Origin of the sequence: Haloquadratum walsbyi J07HQW2 (assembly GCF_000415985.1) — an archaeon.
GTDB lineage: Archaea > Halobacteriota > Halobacteria > Halobacteriales > Haloferacaceae > Haloquadratum > Haloquadratum walsbyi_B.
The window spans coordinates 763,043-790,012 of sequence record NZ_KE356561.1; the positions used below are offsets into that span (position 1 = coordinate 763,043).

The 26,970-nt window shown below is 47.3% G+C and carries 23 protein-coding genes and 3 pseudogenes; 9 read left to right on the plus strand and 17 right to left on the minus strand.

All coding sequences use genetic code 11. The features are described from left to right. Positions 1–244: 244 nt before the first annotated feature. The gene (locus J07HQW2_RS03515) at positions 245–955 is read left to right on the plus strand and encodes a universal stress protein (RefSeq protein ID WP_021053965.1); all 711 of its coding nucleotides are present in this window, start codon (positions 245–247) and stop codon (positions 953–955) included. A 223-nt stretch (positions 956–1,178) separates the two neighbouring features. Here the strand turns inward: J07HQW2_RS03515 and J07HQW2_RS03520 are convergent, their stop codons facing one another. The 4 genes from J07HQW2_RS03520 to J07HQW2_RS03535 all read right to left on the minus strand — a co-directional run bounded on the left by J07HQW2_RS03520 (position 1,179) and on the right by J07HQW2_RS03535 (position 4,716). Continuing rightward, complete coding sequence (locus J07HQW2_RS03520) at positions 1,179–1,481, minus strand: DUF7521 family protein (RefSeq protein WP_021053966.1); 303 nt, start codon at positions 1,479–1,481, stop codon at positions 1,179–1,181. A gap of 14 nt (positions 1,482–1,495) precedes the next feature. Next, positions 1,496–1,861 (minus strand): ArsR/SmtB family transcription factor, encoded by a 366-nt coding sequence (locus J07HQW2_RS03525; RefSeq protein ID WP_021053967.1) that lies wholly within the window; start codon positions 1,859–1,861, stop codon positions 1,496–1,498. Between the two features lie 299 nt (positions 1,862–2,160). Next, positions 2,161–3,528 (minus strand): APC family permease, encoded by a 1,368-nt coding sequence (locus J07HQW2_RS03530; RefSeq protein WP_021053968.1) that lies wholly within the window; start codon positions 3,526–3,528, stop codon positions 2,161–2,163. Positions 3,529–4,026: 498 nt separating this feature from the next. Beyond that, a complete protein-coding gene (locus J07HQW2_RS03535; RefSeq protein WP_021053969.1) occupies positions 4,027–4,716 on the minus strand; it encodes a potassium channel family protein in 690 nt (229 codons plus the stop codon). A gap of 533 nt (positions 4,717–5,249) precedes the next feature. On the opposite strand from J07HQW2_RS03535, the pseudogene J07HQW2_RS03540 reads away from it, so the two are divergent. Then, positions 5,250–6,886, plus strand: a pseudogene (locus tag J07HQW2_RS03540) (potassium channel family protein). A 335-nt stretch (positions 6,887–7,221) separates the two neighbouring features. Here the strand turns inward: J07HQW2_RS03540 and J07HQW2_RS03545 are convergent. After that, positions 7,222–8,594: pseudogene (locus J07HQW2_RS03545) on the minus strand (RNA-guided endonuclease InsQ/TnpB family protein); the annotation flags it as partial. 313 nt (positions 8,595–8,907) lie between these two features. Here J07HQW2_RS03545 and J07HQW2_RS03550 point away from each other — a divergent pair. Together J07HQW2_RS03550 and J07HQW2_RS03555 are read left to right on the plus strand one after the other, a co-directional pair. Next, positions 8,908–9,690, plus strand: a complete 783-nt coding sequence (locus J07HQW2_RS03550; RefSeq protein ID WP_021053971.1) for an HAD-IIA family hydrolase — start codon at positions 8,908–8,910, stop codon at positions 9,688–9,690. 97 nt (positions 9,691–9,787) lie between these two features. Beyond that, complete coding sequence (locus J07HQW2_RS03555) at positions 9,788–10,171, plus strand: DUF8101 family protein (RefSeq protein WP_021053972.1); 384 nt, start codon at positions 9,788–9,790, stop codon at positions 10,169–10,171. A gap of 515 nt (positions 10,172–10,686) precedes the next feature. On the opposite strand, the gene J07HQW2_RS03560 is transcribed toward J07HQW2_RS03555, so the two are convergent. The 6 genes from J07HQW2_RS03560 to J07HQW2_RS03585 form a co-directional block, all read right to left on the minus strand. After that, a complete protein-coding gene (locus J07HQW2_RS03560; protein WP_021053973.1) occupies positions 10,687–11,304 on the minus strand; it encodes a peptide-methionine (S)-S-oxide reductase MsrA in 618 nt (205 codons plus the stop codon). A gap of 277 nt (positions 11,305–11,581) precedes the next feature. Next, on the minus strand, positions 11,582–12,586 hold the full coding sequence (locus J07HQW2_RS03565; protein ID WP_021053974.1) for an MBL fold exonuclease: 1,005 nt from the start codon (positions 12,584–12,586) through the stop codon (positions 11,582–11,584). A 107-nt stretch (positions 12,587–12,693) separates the two neighbouring features. Further along, positions 12,694–14,538 carry an ATP-dependent DNA ligase gene (locus tag J07HQW2_RS03570; protein ID WP_021053975.1) on the minus strand — a complete coding sequence of 615 codons (1,845 nt, stop codon included), beginning with the start codon at positions 14,536–14,538 and terminating at the stop codon, positions 12,694–12,696. Positions 14,539–14,612: 74 nt separating this feature from the next. Next, a complete protein-coding gene (locus tag J07HQW2_RS03575; protein WP_021053976.1) occupies positions 14,613–15,038 on the minus strand; it encodes a DUF4864 domain-containing protein in 426 nt (141 codons plus the stop codon). Between the two features lie 93 nt (positions 15,039–15,131). Next, entirely contained in the window at positions 15,132–15,821 is a 690-nt protein-coding gene (locus J07HQW2_RS03580) for a rhomboid family intramembrane serine protease (RefSeq protein ID WP_021053977.1), read from the minus strand. 121 nt (positions 15,822–15,942) lie between these two features. Then, entirely contained in the window at positions 15,943–16,233 is a 291-nt protein-coding gene (locus J07HQW2_RS03585; RefSeq protein WP_021053978.1) for a hypothetical protein, read from the minus strand. 126 nt (positions 16,234–16,359) lie between these two features. Between J07HQW2_RS03585 and J07HQW2_RS03590 the strand changes: the two genes are divergently transcribed. Then, the gene (locus tag J07HQW2_RS03590) at positions 16,360–17,151 is read left to right on the plus strand and encodes a hypothetical protein (RefSeq protein ID WP_021053979.1); all 792 of its coding nucleotides are present in this window, start codon (positions 16,360–16,362) and stop codon (positions 17,149–17,151) included. Between the two features lie 206 nt (positions 17,152–17,357). Next, on the plus strand, positions 17,358–18,047 hold the full coding sequence (locus J07HQW2_RS03595; RefSeq protein WP_021053980.1) for a class I SAM-dependent methyltransferase: 690 nt from the start codon (positions 17,358–17,360) through the stop codon (positions 18,045–18,047). A 122-nt stretch (positions 18,048–18,169) separates the two neighbouring features. Here the strand turns inward: J07HQW2_RS03595 and J07HQW2_RS17580 are convergent, their stop codons facing one another. Together J07HQW2_RS17580 and J07HQW2_RS03600 are read right to left on the minus strand one after the other, a co-directional pair. Further along, complete coding sequence (locus J07HQW2_RS17580; RefSeq protein WP_303703949.1) at positions 18,170–18,307, minus strand: hypothetical protein; 138 nt, start codon at positions 18,305–18,307, stop codon at positions 18,170–18,172. Positions 18,308–18,423: 116 nt separating this feature from the next. Beyond that, positions 18,424–19,461: a sodium:calcium antiporter gene (locus tag J07HQW2_RS03600; protein ID WP_021053982.1), complete on the minus strand. Its 1,038-nt coding sequence runs from the start codon at positions 19,459–19,461 to the stop codon at positions 18,424–18,426. 278 nt (positions 19,462–19,739) lie between these two features. Between J07HQW2_RS03600 and J07HQW2_RS03605 the strand changes: the two genes are divergently transcribed. Together J07HQW2_RS03605 and J07HQW2_RS03610 are read left to right on the plus strand one after the other, a co-directional pair. Further along, the gene (locus J07HQW2_RS03605) at positions 19,740–20,624 is read left to right on the plus strand and encodes an NAD(P)H-binding protein (protein ID WP_021053983.1); all 885 of its coding nucleotides are present in this window, start codon (positions 19,740–19,742) and stop codon (positions 20,622–20,624) included. A 110-nt stretch (positions 20,625–20,734) separates the two neighbouring features. After that, positions 20,735–21,214 (plus strand): 2Fe-2S iron-sulfur cluster binding domain-containing protein, encoded by a 480-nt coding sequence (locus J07HQW2_RS03610; RefSeq protein ID WP_021053984.1) that lies wholly within the window; start codon positions 20,735–20,737, stop codon positions 21,212–21,214. A 763-nt stretch (positions 21,215–21,977) separates the two neighbouring features. Here the strand turns inward: J07HQW2_RS03610 and J07HQW2_RS03615 are convergent. Continuing rightward, positions 21,978–22,310, minus strand: a complete 333-nt coding sequence (locus J07HQW2_RS03615; protein WP_021053986.1) for an FUN14 domain-containing protein — start codon at positions 22,308–22,310, stop codon at positions 21,978–21,980. Between the two features lie 298 nt (positions 22,311–22,608). On the opposite strand from J07HQW2_RS03615, the pseudogene hflX reads away from it, so the two are divergent. Further along, positions 22,609–23,901, plus strand: a pseudogene (gene hflX, locus J07HQW2_RS03620) (GTPase HflX); the annotation flags it as partial. Positions 23,902–24,114: 213 nt separating this feature from the next. On the opposite strand, the gene moaC reads toward hflX, so the two are convergent. From moaC to J07HQW2_RS17585, 3 genes are read right to left on the minus strand one after another with little or no spacing between them, the layout of a single operon-like run. Further along, positions 24,115–24,690 (minus strand): cyclic pyranopterin monophosphate synthase MoaC, encoded by a 576-nt coding sequence (gene moaC / locus J07HQW2_RS03625; RefSeq protein WP_021053988.1) that lies wholly within the window; start codon positions 24,688–24,690, stop codon positions 24,115–24,117. Further along, positions 24,683–26,185: a bifunctional ADP-dependent NAD(P)H-hydrate dehydratase/NAD(P)H-hydrate epimerase gene (locus tag J07HQW2_RS03630; RefSeq protein ID WP_048075457.1), complete on the minus strand. Its 1,503-nt coding sequence runs from the start codon at positions 26,183–26,185 to the stop codon at positions 24,683–24,685. The genes moaC and J07HQW2_RS03630 overlap by 8 nt, the downstream gene beginning before the upstream one ends. Positions 26,186–26,189: 4 nt before the next feature. Then, positions 26,190–26,954 (minus strand): RNA-guided endonuclease TnpB family protein, encoded by a 765-nt coding sequence (locus tag J07HQW2_RS17585; protein WP_303704300.1) that lies wholly within the window; start codon positions 26,952–26,954, stop codon positions 26,190–26,192. Between the last annotated feature and the right edge of the window lie 16 nt (positions 26,955–26,970).

Here is a 26,970-nt window from a genome sequence, read left to right on the forward strand (position 1 = left end):
GAAGAAGCTCTGAAAACTATCCTTGACGCTGCACGATGACTCACCAACAATCTCCGCCACGAGAGCGGTTCAGATACTGATAAGTAGGCAATGAAATCTATACGGACCAGTTTTGTAATTTTCTCGTTAACACACTCACTGGTCTGCGAGTCTGAAATACTTAAACCGACATCAACATTCATAAAAAATATCTGAACTCACACACTTCGTACGGTTTTAGTGACTGGTGAATGTATAATCAGACATGTCACACCGAGTCCTTGTTCCGCTCGAACTACCAGATGCCGACTCGGTTCCAGCGGCGTTAGCAAAAAGCATCACATCAATGGAAGTGGTGTTACTTGGTCACTACGGACTGCCGGAACAGACACCACCATCAGCGGCCCGTGATCAGTTTGGAGATGACGCCCGTGCAGAGCTCACGACGCTTGCAGAATCCTTCGAGGATGCAGAAGCATCGGTTACCACTCGAGTTGTATTCGGTAAAGCCCGTGATAAAACAATTAATCGCGTTGCGGTTGAAGAAGAATGCGACGTGATCTTGACCTCAGGTGATGCAGATGAAATTACACAGGTTCTCGTTCCTATTCGTGGTGAGAGGAACTTTGACCGGATTCTCTCATTCAGCGAAGAACTGTTGACCGCAACAGAAGCGACCGTTACGCTGTTTCATATGGGCGAGGATTCAGACCAGATACCAGGTGAAGAAATACTCTCAGATGCGACTGATCAATTAATTCAGGCAGGTATCGATTCTGACCGTATTACTCAACGATTGTCCGAGGATGATGATACAACTCAGACCATCATCGACCTTGCTGAATCATTTGATGCTCTAATATTAGGTGAAACTGAGCCATCACTGCGCGACCAGATTCTCGGAAACGTCCCTGCACAGGTGACTATTGACACAGATAATCCTGCCTTTGTCGTCCGAGATGCTGAAGAAGCATAATTGAATATCTGCTGCTTCGCTTGTCCAGATGTCTCTGAGATATCTGAGATCTATTCATGTAACGAAAAGCTGAGCCTAATAGCGATGTGTGGTCGCTGATAATTGGGTTAGGTCCACTACTGTTGTGTTTGCTAATAATAATAAGCTGGGTATATTTCAGTGCAGTAATATCGTATATACGACTCTTCAGTGAAATTTAGAAATAACTAGTCGTTCAGATGCGCTATGACCCGCGAACAGAATAATAAATGCTTGCTAATCCAAGTCCAATCAGGAGCGATTCAATTGTATAAAGAATGAGTAGTGAAGACCCAGATATATCATAAATCCCAATTACAGCAGGTGAGTAAATCACTTCGGCAATGGTGCTGAGTGTGACAAACCCGAATCCAAGTGTTGCGTACTTTAGATTTGGCTTACCAACGCGACGCTGTGCTCGGAATCCATAGTATGTAAGACTCCCGCCAATGACAAAGACGAAAATGTTACTAAACACTAACATCCAGAGTGTCGGGTCACTACTCATAATTCCATATTAGTCTAATTATTCTGTCTCTCTGACTGCTCAAGATCTTCAATGAGTTCAGCGAACCGGTCCACGGTGTCTTTTTCAATATTAATGTTGATATCAAGCTGTCCTTCTTCGACGCTAATCGTAATTTCATTCAATTCGCTCCTGTACTCACTGTATTGTGTTCCATCAGCATCTCTTGTGATCTCCTCAGAAAGCAGATTATAATTTTCCATAGCCCCGATACGTCGATAAATAGTCGCCAGTGATCGATCACAGATATCAGCTAATTCCTTAACAGACATCGGTCGAACGTTCGTAGCAACCAAAATACGACGGACATCCTCGCTTGCCAGCACGTCAAATATATCATCTGGGTCCCATGCTTTACTCACGTTTGATTAATCACAGACCTGCAGTCGCTATCACTGGGGTGCCTAAATGAATTAACCTTATTCTAAGAAACGCATGAGCTGAATATAACTGTCAAATATTTTATATACGATGCTATCTAGTTCCATGCAATTGTTCAATCATAGCTTGTGATGAATATTGACAGTATTATAGATACAAAACACAACATCTCATGTCATGGGCATACGAAGTCCGCCATCAGATGAAATCAATATAATGACCACTGAGTATACTTATCTCAGTTGTCACGATTTGTACCTCTAACGTGAATATAAGCAATTCAGTCGCTGCTAGCGGCTTCTCCCTCCTGTTGTCGCTGTTCGAGAATTGTGCCCAACGCCCCATCACGACTGGTTCGAGAGCGACCATATATTAGATACCACCCGACGCCACCAACGATGATACCAGCTGCGCCAAGGATTGGAAACATCCCCATCTGAGTGAGTAACACCAGTCCACCAATAAACCCAGCAAATTGGACGTACGGATAGCCTGGCGATTCAAATGATGGTTGATATGAGTCGACTCCACTCGTGCGGAACACGATCAGGGCGACATTCACAATCGAAAACACAAGAATCTGGAATGCACTAGCCAACTTTGCTAACTCAACGACTGGTACAAACGCAATAAGCATCAAGAGGAGAGCACCAGTAATCAAAATTGAGTTTCTTGGGGTGCTGAACCGCTTACTTACCCGGGCAAGTTGACTGGGTGCAAGTGAGTCTCGGCTCATCGCCAGTGGGAACCGCGAAGACGCCAATACTCCAGCATTAGCCATACTAGTCAATGCCAGTATTGCAATTAATGCGATTGCGACAACACCAACCCCGCCAAGTAGTTGACCTGCGCCGTCTGCCATCGGGGTCAATGATGGTCCACCATTTGGACCACTCGTCGTCAGGGTACCTGGGTCATTGAGTCCAACTATAGCTGCGACCACAAGCGTATACAGTAACATCATCGCCCCCATTGAGATAAGAATGCCAAGCGGTAGGTTCCGATCAGGATTTTCAATCTCCTCAGCGACGCTTGCAATTTTTGTTACACCCGCGTAGGAAACGAACACGAATGCCGCTGCAGTCACGATTCCGCTTGCTCCCTTATCAGTAAAACCCTGGAATCGGGTTGGCTCGATAACAAACCCTGAGTTGAGAACGTACGCTGCGAGTGCAAACACAACAGCAGTGACGATAATCGACTGCGCCTTCCCACTTTGCTCTGTACCGACGATATTGAGTACAATAATAAGTGCTGCGAGTCCAAGTGCAACAATCTTGACTAATCCATCCGATATTGGAACGAGTAATAATAGATATGCGCCTAATCCGACCAGTGCGAAAGAGCTCTTAAATACGAGCGAGAACCAAGCTCCGATCCCAGCAATTGTTCCAGCCAGTGGTCCCATTGCGCGGTCGATATAAAGATACGTGCCACCAGACTCAGGCATTGCAGTCGCCATTTCCGCTTTCGATAGCGCAGCTGGTAGTACAACTAATCCAGCCAGAATATAAGCAAGGATTACTGCCGGTCCAGCTTTCTTTAGACCTAGCGCAGGGAGTACAAAAATGCCACTTCCAATCATCGCGCCCATACTGATTGTGACTGTCGCATAGAGACCGAGGTCTCGTTCAAGATCGTTTTTCATTTATTAAGTATCTCTGAGAGAGTAGCAAGCAACTCATTTCGACTATGAGGGGTATGGTTATGACTGTGCTCCGATTGATCTCGGGGCATCACTGTGCAGCTAATATCGTTATTTGATAGTATGATCATGACTATTATGTTGTAATTGAAATTATAGTAACGAATTCATACCAATCGTCAAGAGAAGTGACTGCAACGGGAATAATAATATTGAGTTAATACTTCTGATTCCTGCGGTATCGGTCTGTTCAGTGGGGTATTCAATGGACGTTGTGATATATGTCACGATTTATTTAAGATATTTAATAAACGGTATTTAGCTAATTATACTGATAAACATTAGATTGGTTGACGTCTCAGTGTATCTAAATTCTCCCCGTGTCATCAGCCAAATAATTCTCATGTTTACCTCGCTGTCGTCTATTCATGATACGCCTCACCCACACAGGGTAGCCAGTATTGTGATGAGTTACCCCGGGTTTCGTCGCTGTTATCTGAATCATCCAATCAGTAGTTTCTGCGCATCATCAACAGTATTGGGCTCTGCGGCGCTAAGATATCGACGACTCCGATCAAGCGTTGTCTCAGGGCGGGCAACTTCGGTTCCATCAGCATCCGAGATCACATGGCACCCGTCAGGGAGAAGTATCTCATTCAGTTGCTTACCAGCTGCAGGAGATTGTGGATGAACTCGAATATTGAGAATATTGATATCCTTTGTAACATCCTCTAATACCCGTATATTTTCTCTTTGGATCCGATTGACTGTTGCGTTCGACCCTGTCCGTTCAGGATACACAATCTCGTCAATAAACGCATTGCTCATGTTCTCTCGATTAGGATCATTGACTCGCGCAATAGTCCGAATGCCTTTGCTAAGATGTTGCATCTCCGCACAAATTGCGAAGTTGATCGTTGCATCACCAGTCAAGGCGGCAAAGACGTCTGCCTGTGATGGGTCTGCCCGTGAAAGAACCTGTGGGTCCTCAGCATCACCCTCAATCACGACCCCGGTCCATCCGCCAATTATCCTCTCGACAGTCTTAGGATCGCGCTCAATCAGATATACCTCGTGACCGCAATCGGTGAGCACCTGAGCTGTTTGGTACCCGACTCGCCCTGCACCTGCGATAACAATATGTTGTTCTGGTATTTGATCGGTCTGTGCGTGTGAATCGGATACCTTCATTAATTATTGGTATCTGTTATGTATATAAAAGACAATTGAGTATTTGCGGGCTCCGCAAACCGATGACTCCACAAAATGCAATAGTATAGATCCTCGGATCTCTCACAGAAGCCCCCGCACAGAATGTAGTATTGGTATGGTAGTAGTCACGAATACTCGCGGTCATTACGCACCCAGAGTGGTCAGTTGTTTGCGCTCCCCGAAAACACATGAGAGGCTCACAGGTAACTATTGGAATCGGTGTATGATTTTTATATTACATGCCAATGTTGCAGAATATGACTTATGAACTGGACCGCTATTCTTACCGAATTATCATGCAATGAAAAGAGCCCATCATTTGGGGTCGCCGTAAACGACCACGGGTCGGGTGATCCGTGGGACTCTCGCTGAAATCTTCAGACTCCAGTAGATCATGTACTGACAAACTGGACAGACTATTTTTAAAATAACCTCACTGACTTCAAGAATCTAAAGCGAGTCAGAGGGGCATAAAGAAGCCCTCATTATTCTTTAAGAATTAGTGTAACTGCATGACAGACCCCGGCTGGAGACGACGATTTGTGTTATCGTTATTTGCTGTAGCACTGGTCGTGTTTGTCTACTCACTTCTGTATCAATGGGCAATATTTAGATTTGAAGGGGTCACTATCACAATTTTTCAGTCATTGCAGACTGTCATTGAGATATTCACAACAGCTGGATTTGGTGGGGATACTCAATACTGGAATACAGCTCCTATGAACCTTCTCGTGATTGGCATGAATCTCACTGGCGTTCTTCTCGTATTCTTAGCGCTGCCAGTGTTTGCTATTCCACTTTTCCAACAAGCATTCGAAAATAACCCGCAACGATCAACGAGATTACCGATCATATCATTATTTGCTCATATAGTTCACGTGAGACTGTGCTTCAATCAGAACTTGAAGCGGCAGATGTCCCATATGTCATTATTGATACTGACGCTGAAACAGTCTTAGAATTAAACGGTCAGGGAGTTGAGGCAATCTGTGGTGACCCAGAGAAAGAGCAGGTACTTGAAGCTGCAAATATATCTGCAGCTCAAGCGCTCGTAACTGATGTTTCTGATACAGGAAACATCCCGGTAATCTTGACTGCAAAAGAGCTTCAAGAGAATTTGAGAATTATCAGCGTTGCCGAGAATAAACAGGATGCAGAATATCATCGGTATGCAGGTGCTGATCGAGTCATTCGACCTCGACAGGCTCTTGGAAACGCACTCGGTAGCAGAGCGACATTACCGATTACACAAAAGCTTCTCCAGACAGTCGAATTGAGTGATGAGTTTAATATTTCAGAATTCCGCGTTGAGCAGGATAGTGAACTCGCCGGACAGACACTCGCAGAATTAAATCTCAAAGAACGAATTGGAGTTACCGTTATTGGTGTGTGGTCCAACGGAAAGTTTATTTCTGCACCAGGACCGGAAGTTCGAATAGAGGAGAATACGTTTTTATTGGTCGCTGGTAGTTATGAAGCTCTTACAGAGGTAACGACGCAGACAGTGTCTCCAAAGCTTTCTGGGAACGATCAGGTTATTGTTGCAGGTTATGGTGTCGTTGGTCAATCAACTGTTGAGACATTAGAGGAAAACGGTATTTCACCTACTGTGATAGATATGAATGACGATGATGAGAGAGTCGATGTCGTTGGTGATATTACAGATAGAGACACGTTTCTCAGAGCCGGGATTGAGGAGACTCGATTCGTTGTTTTGGCAGTCGATGATGATTCGACAACAATGTACGCAACTGTCGCTATCAAGGAATCTGCACCGAATACTGAGATGATTGCGCGAGCGAATAGCATTGAAAACACAGCCAAACTGTATCGAGCTGGTGCTCAGTATGTACTGTCGCTTTCAACAGTCACTGGGCGGATGCTCTCGTCGGTTCTGCTCAAGGATGAGGAGATATTGACATTAGAGACACAGTTCGATATTGTACGGACGAGTGCGCCCGAACTCGGTGGCGAGACTCTCCAGGGGGCAGCTATTCGTGATAGAACCGGGGCAACAGTCGTGGCAATTGAACGGGATGGTGAGTTGTTGACGAACCCAGAACCCGATTTGCGAATGAGAGAGGATGACCGCTTCATCGTCACAGGTAGTAATACTGTAATCAATAATTTCACTCAGACGTTCAAATAGCAGACAGGTCTGTGTCAGGGTGAGTTTGCAGATGATATCTGTTCTACTCTTGGGTTTAAATCATTTTGACCTGGAATCTTATAAATTAACAGTTCATAATACTGGTCTATACCCTCATGTCTGCACAGCATCGCTATCAACAATGTGTCGAATGTATGTGAACTGACAGTGCGATATTAGATATAGCTTCTCAAGATAGCAACCAGTTGCAGCAATATGATATGGATTCGTATGAAATATTCCACCAATTCGTGTCGATTAACATCCTCCATCCGCCTGAAGGCGGAGGAATCCCACGGCACCACACCACTGCGCTCCGCTGGATTGGGATCTGAGAGTTTGCAGTCTACTTGTTCCCTCGGTGAGAATCCGTGGGACAACTCATGAAGATAGACTGCTGGCTGTGCCAACCAGCCGGTACTCCTGTGTCCACACAAATCGGGTGCAGACTCGGAGTTGCGTTCGTTGATATCGAGACGGATATTCTCCGCTCCCGCTCCATTCACGTCCGCATTGAACGCGGCCTCACACTCCTCGCAGACGGACAGACCACAGTCAACACGTCACGCTGACTCTCGTCTTCTCTCCCTCTCCCACACATACAACACGTCATGTCTTGCTCGTGTCGCGCTCAGACACTTCGATGCCTTTCACTTTCGCCTTGTATGTGAGAATCTTGCTGAAGCGACCGAACACCCACGCCCACCCGTGCAGATCAACATTAAGATTCCCGTGCTTCCCCCAGTTCTTCGACTTGCCGTTCTCATCCTCACGGACGCCTTCCAAGTCTCCGACAGTGATTTGACTAACTCCCTTCTCAACACATCGTGAAGCGATGTGTTTCGCTATGGAGTGGAAAAAGTGCGTACGGCGTTCTGACCACTCCACTTCTTGTGTAATTTGGTGGCTCGGGTCCCACCAGCATCGTCGCAGGTGGCGATCTCCTGTGGGAAGGAGTAACCGTCCCGTCCTGTTTCAGGCGGTTGCCGGGGTACAGGTACAGGTCCAGGTTAGCGTCTTCTGTACCATAGGCGACAGCAACGAAGTTACTGATGCCAAGATCGATGCCTGCTGTCTTGTTGCCGGGTGCGGTGGGTATCTCGATGTCGTCCTTGCAGACGAGGTGTACCTCCCACCGCTCTTTCTGCTGGTCGGAGACGACCCTGACTTATTGTAGGTTTTTAACCTCTACGCCAGGGCGTGGCTCGTATTCGACAAGGATGTACTCGCATGCGTTCGGGTTCGGGTGTTCCTTGTGAGTCGCGCCCTGTGAGAGTCGAATACGGTTGTTCTTGGTGTCGTGTTTGAAGCCGTTTTGTTTCCACGTCACCGTACCGTACTGCGCGGATGTTCCTCGTGGACACGACGACCCTCGTCGTCGGAGTAGTTTTCTTTGCGGTAGTCGGGCGGATTGTCTCGGTCGTCTTCCGAGGAGTACCACGACACGAGTTGAAGCTTTCAGCGAGTTCCTCCAGAACCCGCTGACTGGACTGTGAGTGCAGTCGCTTGTAGGTTGGGAGATCTTCAACTCGCGTTTCAACTCTTCGTGATCAGGAATCTCGCCCGTCTCTTCCGAGACCTCGCGGGAGCGGGAGTAGTAGTGATAGTTGGCGACGTTCCAGAGTTTGCTGGCGCTCCACCCGTGACGGTCAAGAGACTCTGCAACCTGTGGGTGGTTACGGACTTTCGCTTGATGGGTGCGGTGGATCTACAGCATTCTAAACCGCTATGTAACCGCTTATAATTACTTCTGTTCTAACAGTTGTGGTCATGGTCATACCGTGGAATATCTGGTCATGCTATTTTTGTGTAGATGTGACTCGCTCATGTCGGTTTCATCACCCACGTGTTCGTCGCTCGGTTCCGACCGTCGCGGTCGGAACGCTCGTTCCTCACGGGAGGGCGGGTGTATTCACCTTGCCCTTCTATAAACGAGGCGAGTATCTCAGGGCTTGACCCCAAGGCAGTTCACAAAGTCTCAAGTTTTTTGCTTTCAGTAGTAAATCATACGTGACATGTAGATGTCTGATATAAAAGAACGCCCTGAGACATGGTTGGTCGACATGGATGGTGTGTTGATACGTGATGACGTTGCTCTCCCAGGAGCCACGGATTTCATTCACCGACTCAAAGAACAAGAGTGTCAGTTCCTTGTATTGACTAACAACTCAATTTACACACGACGCGATTTGGCTGCTCGGCTCTCGGAAGCTGGACTCAGTATACTGGAAGACCAAATTTGGACTTCAGCCGTGGCTACGGCACGGTTTGTATCGAATCAAATGCCAGATGCGTCAGCGTATGTGATTGGTGAGGCTGGATTGAAAACAGCGCTTCACAATGTGGGATACAGGCTTACTGATACAGACCCAGACTTTGTCATTCTCGGTGAAAGTCGCACATACTCATTTCAGAATATCACCGAAGCTGTCCAGCTGGTTAATCAGGGTGCACGTTTCATTGTGACAAACCCGGATGCGACAGCTCCCTCAACTGAGGGTCCGCTTCCAGCCACTGGCTCTGTCGCCGCCCTCATCACCGAAGCTACTGGTGCGGACCCATATTTCATCGGCAAACCTAATCCGATCATGATTCGTGGTGCTTTGAACCAACTTGGTGCTCATTCCAAGTCTACGGCGATGGTCGGCGACCGCATGGACACAGATGTGGTCGCCGGCATTGAGGCTGGTTTAAGAACATATCTTGTGTTAACGGGGTCAACTCATCGCGAAGAAATATCAGAGTATGCGTATCGACCAAACGAAGTTGCTGAATCGATTGCTGATCTGACAGACATCATCTAATCTCCAGAGGAGATATACAGAATCTTCCACAGGGCGCTGAATATCAATTTGAGCGTATTACAAGCATTTTCATACCACACGTCATTAGATAGAACATATGGCTGCGGATGTGCCTGCTGATGTTGAGGCAGTACTGACACAATTACTGACAGCCAGTCACGAGGCAGCACTCACAATTGCCGCTCGTACGGACACAGATGATGTATATGAAGATACTGATAGTATTTCTCACACTCACTATACTTCATCAATTGAATCCGAGACATCACCAAGGGTCGGTGAAGTGCGGACAATACGGTCGGCGATCGATACTGTCGAAACCGTATCCACCAATAAGCTACCAGCTGGATCACTTCAGAATCGACTTCAGCATGGGTGTGAGCGGGTCCGTGTTGCAATTGAATCCGACGCAACGACAGATATCCAACCATTTCTGGCTGCAGCGTATTTGAATTCGATGTTAAGACAAATCGAAGAGTGACGTCCCCACTTGTCTGATGACTTTGAGTAAATCTATTCATCATTACGTCTACGAGCAAGGAAGCCGGGTACCTCAGGGATTGACCCCGAGTATTTTAGACAATCCACTGATGATGGTCCAAGTGAACTCCCCCCGACCTACTCACTCACGGCTCGTCGCCGGTCGGTCCTCACCGACGGGGACGGGGCTTCCAGCGAAGCCGAATTTTCCGTCAATGTCTGCCCAGATGCAGATGTAGATCCAGATACACGCTCAGGCTCAGAGAGGTTTCTTCATCGTGGGGCGTGGTGTGGGTCCACGGCCCGCTCTCCTCGACTCGACACCCTCCTCCGAGTCGAACAACTCAGAACTGAATTGGGCTTCCCTATGCTCTGTTGGGCATATGTGTCATATGTTAGACTATTCGTTATCGTGTGTGTTCTCGGGCGTATCCCCTCTCCTCCCTACTCGCTACTCGCTCACTTCGGTCGCTCCTTGAGGAAGGGGTCTTTCCCTTGAATTTAAACAAAAGTCGATTAGTGACGCAAGGTATCAGCTACTGTCTCCGTAATATCAGTATCATGACCTGCAGCATCAGCGTTCAATATCGCTGCGGCTGGTGATTCTCGTAATGCTTCTTCATCGTATCCAGCATCATCAAACGCCTCAATCGCCCAGCGCTTTGAGCGAAGATGATATTTTTGATGATAATCTTCGGCATGGTAGAACGGCGATGGCGATGAGACAACTCGTGTTGCTATTGAATCAACATCAAGCCCTTGTGAATCGAGGACTGTCTGTACTGTCTTTTTTTGCGATGCCGTTGGAAATAAAATATTTTGATACTGTCGTTTTGCCGGCTGTCGATGTAGATCATGGCTATCAAGCGCCATCATTAGAAGTGTAGTATATGTTGTTTTGTCTGGATCATAGGTCACTTGCACTGCCTCAGTATGTTCACCAAGATCATGATATGTTGGATCCTCAACCGTCCCACCAGCGTACCCGACTCGTGTGCGGATAACGCCGTCAACTGAACCGAATCGTGCGTCTGGACCCCAGAAACAGCCAAGACCGAACGTCGCTGTCTCCGTTTGTGCAGGTGTTGGAGCTGACTCGTCATATTCTTCGATACCCGCGGGTGTTATCTCCATGCTTGATTCATGTCGCCAACATGAATATACACGTCGTACGTCGCCAGAATGAAACTCTATCATCTAAGCTCAGCTCTGAGCGTTTCAAGAACATATGATCAGAAGCTGAGTGATCACATAAGCGCGAGATTGGTGCTTTAATCTCCTAAACTGTTCGATTATTACTACCTCAATATGGAAGAACGCCGATGGTCGCCATATGAAAGACGACATTCAATCGATGAGAGCAAGATTACGATTTTGATTCGAATATGTCACAGAAACTGAATTGTCTTCTTCAGAAGTCACCGAGAGTTGACTGGTTTGATTTCAATGCTTGTGTACGGTACCCGTATTCACGAGCAAGTTCTGTTGCGAACGTTTCAGTGAATCCATGCTGAGTGTAAACACGCTCTGGGTCAACAGCCGTGACAAGTTCAGTAAGTTCATCATAATCGCAGTGATCCGAAAGAACAAATCCCTCATCGACTCCTCGTTGATAAATAAATGAATCATCAACCGCCCACCCAGAGAATCCGGCGGTTATTGCATCAGTCTCATCAACGAGCGATTCAATCCATCCAAGACGTGTTGTCTGCATTGGTAACACAACCGCATCACCAGCTTGAAGTGTTGTGTCTTCATGATACCGGTACGAATTAAACGTAATCTCACGATGTGACTCAATGACGCTGTTCAGTTCTCCAATTGCATCTGTGATGAACACACGTGAGCGCTCGGTTGATTCAACTAATTTTTGAAGCTTTTGTGCCCGACCTAGTGCATAGCCGAATAAGATCACGACATCGTCCATTGTCTCGTTAAGCCAGTCACAAATTTGCTGATGTGTCTTTGTGGGCGATGGAAAGCGATACCTTGGGTCACCATACGTTGTTTCAAGAATCAAAACATCTGCATCGACTGGGTCGAATCCGTCAAGATACAGTCGGTCGGATAACCGGCAATCACCGGTGTAAAGATATCGACGATCGGTCTCAGGGTCAGTGAGAAGGACTGCTCGTGACCCAACAATGTGACCAGCCGGAATCAACTCAACTGCTGGATGCGTTGTTGTTTCAGGCTCACATTCTGATTGACGGACAGATGCCAGTGCAGCGGTAAGCTCAGAGGCAACAATTTCACTTGCATTGCTATTATCAACTAAATGATCACCATGCGCGTGAGTTACGGCCGTCGTTACCTCTGCTGTGGATACTCCCGACGATACCCCATCACAGACAATCCGCTCACCACTTGCAAATTCAATTTCAACACCGTCATGAAGATGAACACCGGGAGCCACGTATATTACAATATTTGTGTTGCGTGTATCTATTGGTTTCTCTGATTGTCATTCATGCCTCTACAAATAATCAAGACGAATGTCTTGGAGCGTGACCCCGAGATAGTTTAGCTCTCATCAACTGATTGTTGTTCATACAGCCGTTCAACTCGCTCCAATGAATCTGCCTGTGATGGATCACAGTCATGTCGAATTTGTTTTAATCGAGGGAATCGAAGTGCATACCCGGAATCATATGTCGATGAGGTCTGTATTTCCTCATACTCAACCTCAAGAACGACAGTGGGTGTGAGGATCGCTTCTCTACCATCAACACGCTCGATCAGTGGTTCAACACGTTCTGTGAATGTCGCAAGCTGCTCATCACTGAACCCGGTGTGCATCCGACCAACTTCTACAAAATCATCATCAGCGGTCCGACATGCGAGATATGGTCGACCGAGAAAGTCACTTTTGCGACCCTCACTCCACTTTGCCCGGGTAACAACAAGATCGAGTGGCTCCATCATCGGCTTCACTTTCCGCTGATATCCAACCCGAGACCCAGGTTGATACGGTCGAGCCGGATTCTTCACCATCACCCCTTCATGACCAGCAGCAAGTGCAGTATCGTAGAACTCTGTTGCTGCGGTATGTGTTGTCACCCAGTTATACTGCGCCCGTCTTAGTGATGAGAGAGACTCAGTATTATTTGTGCCTGTCATAAGCGTTGAGCGAGAAGAAGTGGACTCGATTGTCGGATCAGGTTCAAGTTCAGTCTGTGACACAGATTCTGTTGTGATGATTGAATTAAGACGTCGTAATCGCATCTCAAGTTCGTCTTCTAACAGCGATTCGCCATCGAGAGCAAGCAGATCAAACACGTGCGCTGTAACTGGAATCGATTCAGCAGTGGCTGCGATATCTTCCGTTCGTTGAATACGCTGTGCAAGTGTCTGGAATGTTACCGGACCATCATTGTCATGCTGTGGGTCATATCCAACAAGTTCTGCTTCAATAATATACTGCTCAGCATCAATATGCTCACGTGCTGCTGAGACAACATCCGGAAATTGTGTTGTCACATCAGAAAGCCGCCGCGTATATACTCGGATGTCATCACCATTGCGGTGTATTTTGGCACGAATGCCATCATATTTGAACTCAACGAGGACTGCTTTTCGAGGTGATGACTCTGTGTTATTAGTATCCCCAATAGCTTCCAGATCCGCAGCAAGTTCATCAACCGCAGTTTGAATACTCTCCGCCTGTTTTGCGAGCATCGGCTTGATTGGACGGAACAACTCAAGATCAACATCATCTAATCCGGGTCGTCCCTGCTCGGCAACACGCTGTGCAACAACAGCAACATCATTCGTCAGATCAATCGCCCGTTGGACAGCATCTGCGGCATCATCAGACATATCAAGAAATGCCCTTGCAAGCGAATTACGGACGATTCCCTCACCAACACCGAGGCGCATTGCCCCCGTTATGGTTCGGACAATGTATCGAGCAGTAAGTGGTGATGCATCAGATATCAATCCGGCAATTTCATCGATCTGTTTTTGCTGACTACCTGAGCCTTCATAGCTGGCAACCTCACGGAGTGTTTCATACACACGGGTGACTGTCAGCGGTGTTGTAGTGAGTGTCCGTTGTACACGGTCATCGACAGCATATGCAGCAGCATCACCAAGATCACCTTCTTCTCGCCACCATGTCTCAATCTGCTCGCTATCGACACCGGTTGCTTTGTTGATTGCGCTTGCGGCACCAGCAGTTGAAACACCGATTTCTGCTGCTTCCCACCGAGCAAATACACGACCTCGGACAAGTCGAACAACGGTTGGAAGTAGTGATGTTTCATCGTGGACACGTGAGAAACAGTCAGCAAGAAGTATCTCTTTTTCAGTTGTTGCTGATGTCGCGGCAACGTCGGTGTATACTTCAGTAAGTTCACGATACTGCACGGCTTATCTAGCTATTAGTGGCAATTTTGATATTGATATCAACGTTAATATGCTATATTTCCGATCCAAATCGATTACTCTCGAAGAACACGGTCTGTGAGCCAACAATCTGGCTCTGGTATGGTCTCATTATCGGGTGCTGACTCATATTTTGAGACGCCGAAGCGGTACGTGACAGTTTCACCATCCGTTCCTGTGAGCGTCACTCGCTGTTGTGCGCTGTCACCATCGCGCTCAAGTGGTCCCGTAACTGCCTCGTTATGATCGATCATCGGTGCGTACCGTCGGTTCTGTACCATCTGTCGGAACTGATCGAACGGACCAGTCGCACGACGATTTGCCGGCGACGCAAAATTATATGCTGTTTTAATTCCAGCATCCGGTACCGGAGAATCGTTATCTGCAAATGCAGATAGTTGGATTGAAATGATTTCTTCAGCATCATACGCTGATTCTGGGACTGTAACTGCAGTAATCGGGTAAGTATGTTCTGTTGTCATGTGGTTATGAGGAGTTGATATTCATGTTGACATTGATGTTTATCTGTCTATACTTTGTGATTGCAGAGTTATTGATTATCAGTGATATGATGGTCATATCTCACGTTGAGCACGTGTTGATGAGGAATTATTTATTTTAAGTAATCGCATACGACCAGCGAGCAGTCCGATTGCAAGCCCAGCTGCGTGCCCGACAAGGGCAGTTCCTGGACCGCTTAGGAGGATTGCCATGACAGCAGCAAGAACAATCAGCGCTGCAGTCACGACCCAGGAGGCATCAGTCAGCTGGTCGACCGTGCTAATAAGCGTATCTGCAATTGCGTTACTCGTGATAAGGTATCCTAATAGCGCAAACACTGCCCCAGAGGCACCAAGCACAGCTCGAGGACTAAACGCAAGCAGGCTTCCAAGTGTAATCTCCGCTACGCCGGCAAGCGCACCGGTAAGAATGAAGAACGTGTGAAAACGAAGTCGTGTTGTCGTTCGTTCAACAAATGCACCAAGAAGAATCAGACCGATCAGATTGCTGATGAGGTGACCAACGCTACCATGAGCGTATGTACTCGTTATGAGCGTCCATGGTTCGATAATGACAATTGGACTTAATGCGAATAATCCAACGAGACCAATCGCAGACAGTGGGTATTGGATAAGAAAAAATCCACAGAGAAGTACAACTGTCTCAGCAGTTGGACTTCGTCCACCGCGGGCTGTGGTCCGTGGAAGGATCGTATCACCATCGTTCCCGGACGTTTGTGACTGCCGCGGTTGTCGATTGTCCATGTATAATGTATGTTACTCAGACTAAAAAACACTCGTATAGATATCGGACTTGCTTGATTAACAGGCAGATGAGCCGTTCTTCTGAGATATTAGCCATCGCATGATATCATATTTCTCACCGTCAATCCACACGACGAGCTGCGATCCGAGATGCAGCAACACCGGCGATGATGATGAAAATCGCTAATCCAGTGAGTGATGCCACCTGAGGAATGTTACCGTTACGATATGCGATCCAAATAAACGGTGTCACAGCAGCAGCCGTTAAGAAATGGATTCCACCAACGAGTTGTGTGAGTGAGAACGGACCTGGAAGTGGTTTATCATCACGCCCTGATCTTGTTGAGTTGAGATCCGAATCGAGATCAGAGTCGAGATATTCTTCGATGTTATCACTCTGTTCATCCGACATACAGAGTAATTATATCTGCATCCGTGAGTACTTTACCCTGCGACGAAGGCTATCAATAATTAATAGCAACATAATACCGCATCGTACCATACAGATTGAAGTTCATTCCCCACAAGTGTAGAACATATGGCAGGGCCGTCTCCGGCCGAATTACAACAGGCTGTCGACCAATTTCCAGCACCACCTGATACTGAACAGTTTGCTGAAGCAGACGCACTGCTCAACGGGACATATACTATGATAGCTGACTCATGGTATGATACGCTTCAAGAATATGTTGAAGCATATAAATCAGGCACATGTCTTCGAGAGGACGTGCTTGAACATATTGAATCAATCCCCTCATTTTATCTCTCTGATGGTGCGGCACCGCTTCGGGAGCGTAAACGACAACTCATTGATGCCGCAGAAAAAACTGAGGTAGTGACTGCAGTAAGTCAGTGGTATCATCAAGTTCGATCGCTGCTTGCAGATACTCCCCGAGATTTGACACGGTTTGAGCGCATGCTTCATGATTTCGGCTATGCACTCGCACATGTGCTCTTTCTCGGAGCACGTACACCGGAAGCTGTCGCACGTCGACTCCGAATTGCATATCAAGTTGTTGGAGTTCAAATCGATGAAACAGTGCGTGATGGAGAGGCTGAGCGTACCCGATTCACATGTCCATATCGGGATATCGCAGCTGAACAGCGTGGTGACCGCTGGGTATGTCATGAGAAACTTGACCGCGTTGATGATGGCTATGTAACATATCTAGGCGAGCGTGGAATTGACTACCAACGTCCACGAGCATGCGACAACGCAACCCAATGTCACTCAACTGTTGCCCGTGAGAGTCCAGAACGAAAATGGCCGCATATGCCACCAGAAACAGTCGCTGCTGCAATGGATATCGAGACACCATTGTTGCCCTAATTCGCAGAACACACATTCTCATGAAATAAATAATATATTATGTCTGCGTTCGTTTTCTCTGAGACATTGATATATTCCTGACAATCGTGGTATGAAATGATATAGAGAGGTATCACATAATAGCTCAAAAAAATCACAGATGAAAGCAACAGATACGAACGTTAAGTGGCTAGAACTGGTGTTTACGATCATTAAGGTACCGCATTGTGAGCGAAAATAATATCTCGCGTCTAGAGCGTATTCGCACAGATTATGGCGCATGGGCACCCGTATACGATTGGTTCGCACGAGCAACAGCATCTATCGGTGGTATCCGGGCAGCGTGTGTCGACCAGCTTGATATTGAACCTGGATCAACAGTTGTCGAGTTTGGTTGTGGACCGGGTGTGAATTTCCCAGCACTTCGAGCAGCTGTCGGTGCGACTGGGCGCGTCATCGGCATCGATGTGACAACACAAATGATTGACCGTGCTCGTTCACTGGTTGCCCGTCGTGGTTGGGACAATGTTGAACTTATTTGTGCTGATGCAACAACACCACCGATTGCGTCCGTTGATGCAATTGTCTCGACGTTTGTGACATCATTATTTCATAACCCACGCATGGTCGTTACTGAGTGGTGTAATACTGCTGATACGGTTGTAATTGCAAATTTTGTCCCAGGTGAGAACACTATTGCTAACGCTGGGCTATGGGCATTCACACAATTGAATGCACGATTGTTTGATCTTGCAAGTGACGCTGGCGATGCACTCACACAGTTAGATACACGAACAACAGCATCAAAACAAGCGCTCACAGCACAGATGGACTCGGTTGTAACGACACGGCACCTCTTTGGAACGATTGTCGTGCACGCTGGGCGAAAAAACAAGCACGAAAACTCTGAGAAGTAGTACGATGGCTCACAATAAGAGCTAAATCGCTCATGTGGATATATAACGGATTATACCGTTCCCCCGATTACCCGATTAATATCGTAAGCGACGTGCTATTGTGCCTGTTTTCAGTATTATCACTAAGTTGCTGGGGTCCACCGAATTCCGCACTCATCACAGGTAACGCGGAATCGCTTTGACCGCCATTCATCAATATCATTCTGATGTCCGTTCGGACAGGTAAGCTCTGTTTGTCCTGCCGACTCATCTACTATCATGGACATATATTATACATTTATTATCATAACTGTTCCTCATATCAAATATATTAATTGTCATAGTAGTATCATAGCCGACGTGCGTGACATATACGCTATTTGATTATTCTGAGATTTCATACAGTTCTCAATATTCCAGTTACACCAGCTGATTCGGCAATAATCCAGATGATAAACACAGCGTATGCAACTCCGAGAATGTATGCTTCACGTTGTGTGAGTGTGAGGTCAGTCCGCAGGACGGTGAAGAGCAATACAGTTGCGAGTGTTAATATGCCGAACATTGGAACGGCTGTTGCAAAATTAACCGGAACGGTCCCGACAATCAATACGCCAATAGGGATGACAACAAGTAGATCAAACGTATTTGATCCTAAGACATTTCCAAGACTTGTTGTCCCATCTCCACTTCGTGCTGCTCGGACACTCACAAGTGTGTCGGGTAAACTCGTCGCTGCAGCAATAATCGTCACACCAGCGAGAAACTCAGGGATTCCAATAATGGAGCCTAACCCTTCAACAGCTCCGACCATCTGCTCAACAGCAATCAAAATCGCGACTAATCCAGCAATTAATCGCCCCCACTGTTGTCCTACAGCGATTGACTCTGTTGCTGTGTTATCTGTATAATCGCTCACTTCCTGCCATTGAATAAATAAATACAGCACATACACAAACAGCGGAATTGCTGCAAGGGGACGGGTGATCATCCCGACAAATGCCCCACGGTCTGGTGCTGGAATGTAGATAACCGCAAGTGCAAATGTTATAACAAGCGCTGAGACAGCAATCATGTAAAATTGTGCTTCTTTATACACAATATCTCGATTTGACTCAACACCCTGCTGTGCAAGCATTCCAGATAACGCAGGAATGACAAGAATATTGAATATTGCGGATCCGACAATAGCGCCGATGCCCATACTAAAGACACCGTTCGAAGCGGTGACGACAACACTCGCAAACTCAGGAAAACTCGAACCAATAGCAACAACAACTGAACCCTGGACGACAGGTGGGAGACCATAATGCGTCGAGAGGCGTTCTGCTGCCCCCTCAAGCCATCCTGTCCCGACCCATACAAGTCCGGTCGCTCCCAAGATAACAAGAATAAATACGGACGGTGTCTGTGGCACCACACCTGCGAGAACCATTACGATACAACATGAGGACTGCCCTCCTGAATCCCCCGGATATAATTTGCGCGGGAAATATCTATAACTTTAATTCAGAGTAAATCTCACGACCCGTTCCAGCATCAACATCAATGTCATCATTAAATAAAGCACAGTTGTATGCTGATCACTTCTCTATGTTCATATAAAGAAGGTCACACAATATATCGAAACATCGACCATTGATAATCAAGACGTCAGGTGACTTGCTCGTCCGTCATACAACAACTGATACGTGTGCGGTTATAATCATATGTATGAAAGTCCTCGTTGCAGGGGCGACCGGATTTGTTGGTCGTCGCTTGGTCCGCGCTCTTGACGACCAAGATCATGATGTTGTTGCTTTTTCTCGAAGCGCTAGCGAGGCTGGGTTCCCTCCAAGTGTCGAGCCATTTGAAGGTGATCTCGGTGATCCCGCATCGCTTGAGGGAATGTGTGATGACATTGATGTTGCATATTATCTTATTCACTCATTGACTGCGGAGAATTTTGCTGAACTTGACCGTACGTATGCACGCCGCTTTCGTGAACGGGCATCAGAGGCTGGTGTTGACCGTGTTGTCTATCTGAGTGGGATTAGTGGTGACGAGAGAGACCTCTCACCACATCTTGCGTCACGACGAGAGGTTGAAGCCGTCTTAGAATCAGGTGAGTATGAGCTGACAGTTCTTCGAGCAGCCGTAATCATTGGTCGCGGAAGCGCGAGTTTCCGCATTGTCGATGACCTCACAGACCGTCTTCCGCTGATGGTCGTTCCGACATGGGTCCGAACACCAGGAAATCCAATTGCTGTTGATGATGCCGTTACGTATCTTGTAGAGCTACTCAATGTACCGGAGACCCGAGGACAAATCTTCGACATTGGCGGTCCAAGTGTGCTTTCATATGAAGAACTTCTCCAGATGACTGCCAAAGTCAAAAGTAAACGCGTATTTATCATTCCAGTTCCTGTATTAACTCCTGAGTTGTCCTCACATTGGCTTCGACTCACAACTGATGTACAGTATCGCATCGCGAGACCACTGGCGAAAAGTATGCGACATCCAGTGACCGTCGATGATGACCGTAATCTGCAAAATATCGTTCCGATCGATCAAACTCCAATTAAGACTGCAATCAATCAAGCACTTACAGCAAACTAATCGAATTTCTATCTGTAAGAAACAGTTTATTATTGTAAGAAGGATATACGCAGTTTCAATCATTCTGAATCAAACGGTGAATACTTTTGAGTGTAAGCATGTCATCTGATATGCCGACCGTCACGGTTGGAACAACAACTATTGAGTGTGACCACGGGGCGGTCCTCCGTGATGTGCTTCAAGACCACGACCTTGGTATTAATCCACACAACGGCGCTGCATCAATTATTAATTGTCGCGGTCATGGAACCTGTGGAACCTGCGCGGTTGAGATACATAGACACGAGGATAATACTGAAAATGAAACACAAACCTCCGATGAGAGTATTGCTTCGACCAATACTGAAGATTCCAGTGACATAACTACCGATACCGACACATACGCTGGTTCGGGCTCACCCGATAATCAGCTGTCCAATGAGACATCCACTCATATTAGTTCACACACAGCTATCGAGCGCGTTCGATTGACAGTTCCGCCGCATACATCCTCCTCAAAGCTACGACTTGCGTGTCAAACACGCGTATATGACGATATTACAGTAACAAAGTATGACGGATTATGGGGACATCACACTGATGATGATTAGAACAAATCCTGATCATGAGGTAGTATATCAATAATTTGAAAGTTAGTTAGTATTGTAGATATTCGAGGAGAATCCCTGCGACTTGAGCCGCAGGACAGGATAGGATAGGATAGGATGAATCCGACAACCGGGCGACTATCCAACTCCAACTTCAACTTCGATGACCACTCTGAGAGTTCTCATCAGTCGTGGTAGTAGTCGTGTTAATTAGTGGGCGACCCTCGAAATGCGTAGGAAACAGGCGAGACCAGAGTGATTGTGCCGTAGTCCGACGATGGCGGTCAGCCGCCCCAAGCCAAGCAACCAAGCAGTAATCGAACCCACTCTGGTGACCGGTCGGGTCGGTGTCGGGTCCGAGACTGACCCGATGCAGTGCAGTGCCCTGCCCTGCCCTGCCCGACTGCTGGCAAGTACTTCCAAGTCTGTCGAAGTCTGCTGGAGTTCCCGAGGCAAACCAAACCCACCTCTGGAAGCCCATATCCGACCGAAGATACGAGAGGAGTCCAGTCCCGGGGGGCGGGGCTTTGGCTTGGCACTCCCAGCGCCAGCAGTCCAGTCCTGTCCCACTACACTCCACTCTCCCCGCCACAGTCCGCGAACCCTGCACAGATTCTCACCATGTCAGGGTTCGGTGGGGTGGGGTGGCATGGGATTGAACTGCAACCCTGCAATCTCCTCTCCACTGCTTTTGCTTACGCTCAGGATTCCTCCGAGTTCACGCAGAGGAGGATGTCAATCTAACTATTGGTATTGATTGACCAGATTATCCCTTTTTGAATCCAGCGAGAAATCCCCCAGTAAAGCCAACAGATACCGAGAGTGTGGAGAGAATTGTTGAGATCCACCCGGGCGGCGTTCCATCAGCCGCGCCTTGTGTTGTCTCAGCAAAGCCAGCAGTTAATCGGCTCCAATCAACGATGATGATTTCTCGTGATTCGAGAAATTTGAATATTGCTAGTTCAATCCCGACAAGCAATGCGATCAACTTTGCAACCTTTTTTGCTGCAAACCCAATTATTGCCCCAATAACTGCTCCGCTGCCGAACTCAATCCCAAGTTGGGTTGGGTTTAATGACAACTGCAGTGGGTCAACCATGCTACGTCTCTACTGTTTGAATATAAATCGTTTGTGTAATGACATAGATACATATCAGTTCACACGGGCACTATTGTGTGACATCAATCGATGTGGAGGAGAACGCTGGTAGTGTTCAAGTATCTTGACCATTTAGATATGATGAAACAGTGCAGGAATCAGATACGCATCGGCGGAAACCGCACAACTCAGATTGCACAGCACGGGAAATGTATGCTGGGACCGCCTTTACTGTAATCACTGTTAAGAATCATATGATCCAGTCTATCGCATTGACAGAGGCGACTGGGGTGATATCATGACGGCAACACCAGTTGTTGTTGCACAACGAGTTGACCCCGACTCAGAAGCTAATTTGAGTGAGATCGCTGACTTAGCCAGAGCGGCTGGATATGATGTGATTAATACGCTTACCCAGTCACGCGAGGAGGATGCTGCATATCATTTTGGTGAGGGGAAAGTCGAAGCACTTGCTGGATTGGTCGCACGGACTGGCGCAGAGGCAGTTATTGTCGACAATCGTCTTGGACCATATCAAACGTACAATATCGGTGGGAAATTCCCGACTGGAGTTGAAGTTATCGACCGATTTACACTTATTTTAGAGATTTTCGGGCAGCGAGCGAACACTCGAAAAGCACAACTCCAAGTCGAACTTGCTGAATTGCGGTATGAACTTCCACGAGTCGAAGCAAAATCATCGCTTGCACAACGCGATGAACGACCAGGGTTCATGGGACTCGGTGAATACGACCAGAGCCGTGAACGAGATATTAAAGCACAGATCTCACGGATCAGTCAGGAACTGGATGCAATTGCTGAAAAAGAGCAGACACGCCGCGAGCAACGTCGTGAGTCTGGATTCGATCTTGTCGCACTTGCAGGATATACAAACGCTGGAAAATCAACATTGCTTCGCCGACTCGCTGATGACCTAGATATTTCTGAGAATGAAAATCAACATCCAGATTTAGAGCAGACCGCTGAATCTGAGGATCGACTGTTCACCACACTTGGGACGACAACCCGACGAGCTGATACTGGACGTCGAGACGTGTTACTGACCGATACTGTTGGGTTTGTATCTGACCTTCCACATTGGCTCGTTGAATCATTTGAGTCAACACTCGATTCGGTATACCGAGCTGACCTTGTTTTGCTTATCGTTGATGCATCAGAGTCGATTGATGCAATGCGGGAAAAACTCATTACCAGTCATGATACCTTATATGAGCGCAATGAGGCTCCAATTGTTACTGTATTGAACAAAACTGATTCTGTTGAGGAGGGAGCACTCAACCGAAAGATGCGATCACTCGATGCGTTAGCACCGAACCCAGTTGCCGTTTCAGGACTTACTGGTGAAAATATTGATCAACTGACCGATCGGATTGAGAGTGAACTCCCATCATGGCATGATGAACGACTTCTCTTACCGTTATCAGATGATGCAATGAGTCTCGTCTCATGGTTATACGATCATGGTCACGTTGAAAATGAAGAATACACTGACACTGGCGATTCGGTCCTCATCGAGTTCTCCGCTCGATCGACGATTATCAAGCGAGCACGCGCGAAGGCAGCCGCACTTGAGGACTCTGAATCAGAACCCCTATCAGATGAAAGCATACAGGAGCATGATTCAAAACGAATGGGTGCTCAGACCCAAACACAACTGAATGAGCGCGGAGATGATAGTAAAGTACTGTAGTCAGAATCAAAAAAGAGTCAAAATGGACGTAATAAGTCGAGAAACCCTACCGGACGGTGACTTTAATTCTGAATCTGAATATAGATAACGAGTTTATTCCTGTTTCTGTTTCTGTTTTTGTTTTTTTACAATCTCAACATCAGTAACCGCGGTTTCGGGATATTGTCCCGAGTTATCCTTTTCAGTGGCTTTCACCATATCCCAGATTACATTCAACCCTGTCGTGACACCCTCCAGTGCTTCCATTTCACACCCAGTTTTACCAGTTGTCTCAACAGTGACACGTAACTCAATTGCAGTTTCATGAATGCGAAGTGCTGTATCAACGTTCGTGATTGGAATTTGATGACACATTGGGATTGTCTCCCATGTATGTTTGACTGCCTGTATAGCACCTATCCGAGCAGTCGAAAGCACATCGCCTTTAGCGATTGTATCATTACGAACTGCGTCGATGGTTGTCTGTGTAAGCTTGATTTCCCCCCGAGCGACTGCCCGTCGATTTGTGTCCGGTTTTGTCCCGACATTAACCATCTGTGCATCGCCATCACTGTCGACATGCGTCAACTCATCTGTCGTTGCACTCTCAGTGGATAACTGTTCATCGATATTTTGATCCTCATTATCAGAATGGCTATTATCCGCTTGAGTGTTGATATCTTCAGTCATTTGAACTCGCTTTTGTTGTCATGTCCTTTGGATCTTGTAGTGCAGTCGGCAATATATCAAGAAGGTCTGTTGCAAGCAATCCGTTTCCACGCTTCTCAACGACAATATCGCCAGCCCGGCCATTGGCGTATGCACCAACCGTCGCTGCCTGAATCGGATCAAGAACGCACGCAAGTGCACCTACAGCGCCTGCAAGAACATCGCCCGTGCCGCCTACCGTCATCCCTGGATTGCCAGTTTGATTAATTCGTGTTGTTTCACCATTGCTGATAATATCAATTGCCCCTTTCACCAGCAATGTGTGTGTCTCGTCAAGTTCTGAAATGAACGCTGCTATCTTCTCTACTCGACGCTCCCAGTCATCTGCCGTTTCACCTCCCATTGCTGCTAGCTCACCTTGATGCGGTGTACAGATTATCTCACCGGTAGGGTCAACCGACGGAACGACTGACAGTGCATCAGCATCAACAACAACCTTCCCAGTGTGCGCACGGAGAAACGAAGCCACGACTGACAGTGTCTTTTCGTTATCCCCAAGCCCTGGACCAAGCACTGTAACATCATGATTTGCGGCGAGTGATTGCACATGATCAAGTGCCGTTGGCGTGAGTCGCTCTCCGGGGTATGATTTAATAATTAAACTCTCCTCACAATTCTGGATTTCATCAGCAATTGCCACTGGACATGCAACACGGACGAGGTCAGCACCAGCCCGTAATGCTGCTTGTGCAGTTAATGCAGGAGCACCAGTGTACGGACCGCCACCAACAACGAGCACCTCGCCAAAATCACCTTTGTGGCTTTGTGTCGGTCGTGATAATAACTGCAGATCACCAGGTCCAGCAATCTGCTCGGCTGCTCGTGGAATACCGATATCTGCAACCGTTACATCTGCGTCGATTGTCTCGAGTCCTGGCTTTTGATCATGAAACGTAACTACATGATCAGCGTCAACCGAAACATCTGTAGATGAACCTGTATCAGCATCAACGCCTGAGGGCACATCAACTGATAGAACAGGCGCATCGGTATTGTTGACCTGTCTAGCTGCTGTTGCCTCTGGTTCACGGAGAGCACCGGTGACACCTGTTCCGAGCATGGCGTCAACGATTAAATCCGGTTGCTCACCGTCAGGTCCAGCAATTTCGATAGCTGATGCATCTCGAACAACTGTTGTATCGTATCCGCTTGTTGTAACTGCCTCCCAATTCTGCTTTGCAGTTGCTGTCCGAATTGTCTCTGGACGACCCAATAACGAAACAGAGACTGTATATTCATCGAGAAATCGCGCTGCAACAAAGCCATCACCACCATTATTCCCGCGCCCTGCAACGATAGCAACGACTGGCGTTGCCTGTGATTCCGAGTCTATATCAACCAGCGACCGCACTGTTTGTGCGACAGCGTTACCACCTGATTCCATCAGTTGCTGTGGGGAGATCCCTAACGCCTCAGCGTTACGATCGACAGCTGCCATTCGTGCGCTCGTGATCATCATTTCATTCTCGCATGTCAGTCGCGAAAAACCCAACGTCGAACAAAGCTCTCGTATCCTCATAGTGGAAATATAAGACCGACCCCTGGCAGATTGGATATTTTGTTATAGAGAAATACAATGTTCGCAATGAACTACCCCACCCTACTTCGCTCGTCCTGTGGACTCGCTCGTCGAGGATGGGGTGGGGTTTGGTTTCTGAGTCATCTCTGAGACGTACACGAACCTGTGCAGCGGTCTCGTCATCGTCGCCCAGTTCGAGGGACGGTTCATACACGCCCCCGAGACTGGATAGCGGGCTCTGAATGTCCTTAGCTAGTCCTTTCTTTCCAATATTTGTCGCACCATTCTTGTCAGCGTTATCATCCAACCCACACTCGTCACATAAGTGCCGATCTTGACCGACCCGCTCCGTATTCTCTTTCTCACCACACCGCCAGCACGTCTGGCTGGTATTGTACTCATCCACGATTTTCACCCCAATCCCAGCGAATCGTGCCTTGTACGTGATGTACCGTGTCAGCGTGTAGTGAGGCATCGAGTGCAATCGACGGTTCATCTCAGTCCCCATCTCCTGATTCTGGATGCCTTCAAGATTACCAATGACGATGAGAAAATTCCGCTCCTTAGCGTCTTCAACAACCTGTCGGCTAATCTTGTGGAGTCGGTCGTCAATCGCACGCCACTCGCTATTCTTGACGGGCACGAGCGTATTGTACGCTCCCTTCTCTTGGAGTCGAGTGCGAAGTTCCTGATGATGTCGGCGCAGTTGCCGTAGAACATGG

Bases quoted from the DNA above. Each gene is read 5' to 3' on its own strand.
- J07HQW2_RS03520 (WP_021053966.1), bottom strand. From the start codon at position 1,481: ATGAGTAGTGACCCGACACTCTGGATGTTAGTGTTTAGTAACATTTTC.
- J07HQW2_RS03585 (WP_021053978.1), bottom strand. From the start codon at position 16,233: ATGTCGGATGAACAGAGTGATAACATCGAAGAATATCTCGACTCTGAT.
- J07HQW2_RS03555 (WP_021053972.1), top strand. From the start codon at position 9,788: ATGGCTGCGGATGTGCCTGCTGATGTTGAGGCAGTACTGACACAATTA.
- J07HQW2_RS03560 (WP_021053973.1), bottom strand. From the start codon at position 11,304: ATGGAGATAACACCCGCGGGTATCGAAGAATATGACGAGTCAGCTCCA.
- J07HQW2_RS03580 (WP_021053977.1), bottom strand. From the start codon at position 15,821: ATGGACAATCGACAACCGCGGCAGTCACAAACGTCCGGGAACGATGGT.
- J07HQW2_RS03530 (WP_021053968.1), bottom strand. From the start codon at position 3,528: ATGAAAAACGATCTTGAACGAGACCTCGGTCTCTATGCGACAGTCACA.
- J07HQW2_RS03605 (WP_021053983.1), top strand. From the start codon at position 19,740: ATGAAAGTCCTCGTTGCAGGGGCGACCGGATTTGTTGGTCGTCGCTTG.
- J07HQW2_RS03550 (WP_021053971.1), top strand. From the start codon at position 8,908: ATGTCTGATATAAAAGAACGCCCTGAGACATGGTTGGTCGACATGGAT.
- J07HQW2_RS03630 (WP_048075457.1), bottom strand. From the start codon at position 26,185: ATGATCACGAGCGCACGAATGGCAGCTGTCGATCGTAACGCTGAGGCG.
- J07HQW2_RS03590 (WP_021053979.1), top strand. From the start codon at position 16,360: ATGGCAGGGCCGTCTCCGGCCGAATTACAACAGGCTGTCGACCAATTT.
- J07HQW2_RS17580 (WP_303703949.1), bottom strand. From the start codon at position 18,307: ATGATAGTAGATGAGTCGGCAGGACAAACAGAGCTTACCTGTCCGAAC.
- J07HQW2_RS03535 (WP_021053969.1), bottom strand. From the start codon at position 4,716: ATGAAGGTATCCGATTCACACGCACAGACCGATCAAATACCAGAACAA.
- moaC (WP_021053988.1), bottom strand. From the start codon at position 24,690: ATGACTGAAGATATCAACACTCAAGCGGATAATAGCCATTCTGATAAT.
- J07HQW2_RS03610 (WP_021053984.1), top strand. From the start codon at position 20,735: ATGCCGACCGTCACGGTTGGAACAACAACTATTGAGTGTGACCACGGG.
- J07HQW2_RS03575 (WP_021053976.1), bottom strand. From the start codon at position 15,038: ATGACAACAGAACATACTTACCCGATTACTGCAGTTACAGTCCCAGAA.
- J07HQW2_RS03615 (WP_021053986.1), bottom strand. From the start codon at position 22,310: ATGGTTGACCCACTGCAGTTGTCATTAAACCCAACCCAACTTGGGATT.
- J07HQW2_RS03515 (WP_021053965.1), top strand. From the start codon at position 245: ATGTCACACCGAGTCCTTGTTCCGCTCGAACTACCAGATGCCGACTCG.
- J07HQW2_RS03600 (WP_021053982.1), bottom strand. From the start codon at position 19,461: ATGGTTCTCGCAGGTGTGGTGCCACAGACACCGTCCGTATTTATTCTT.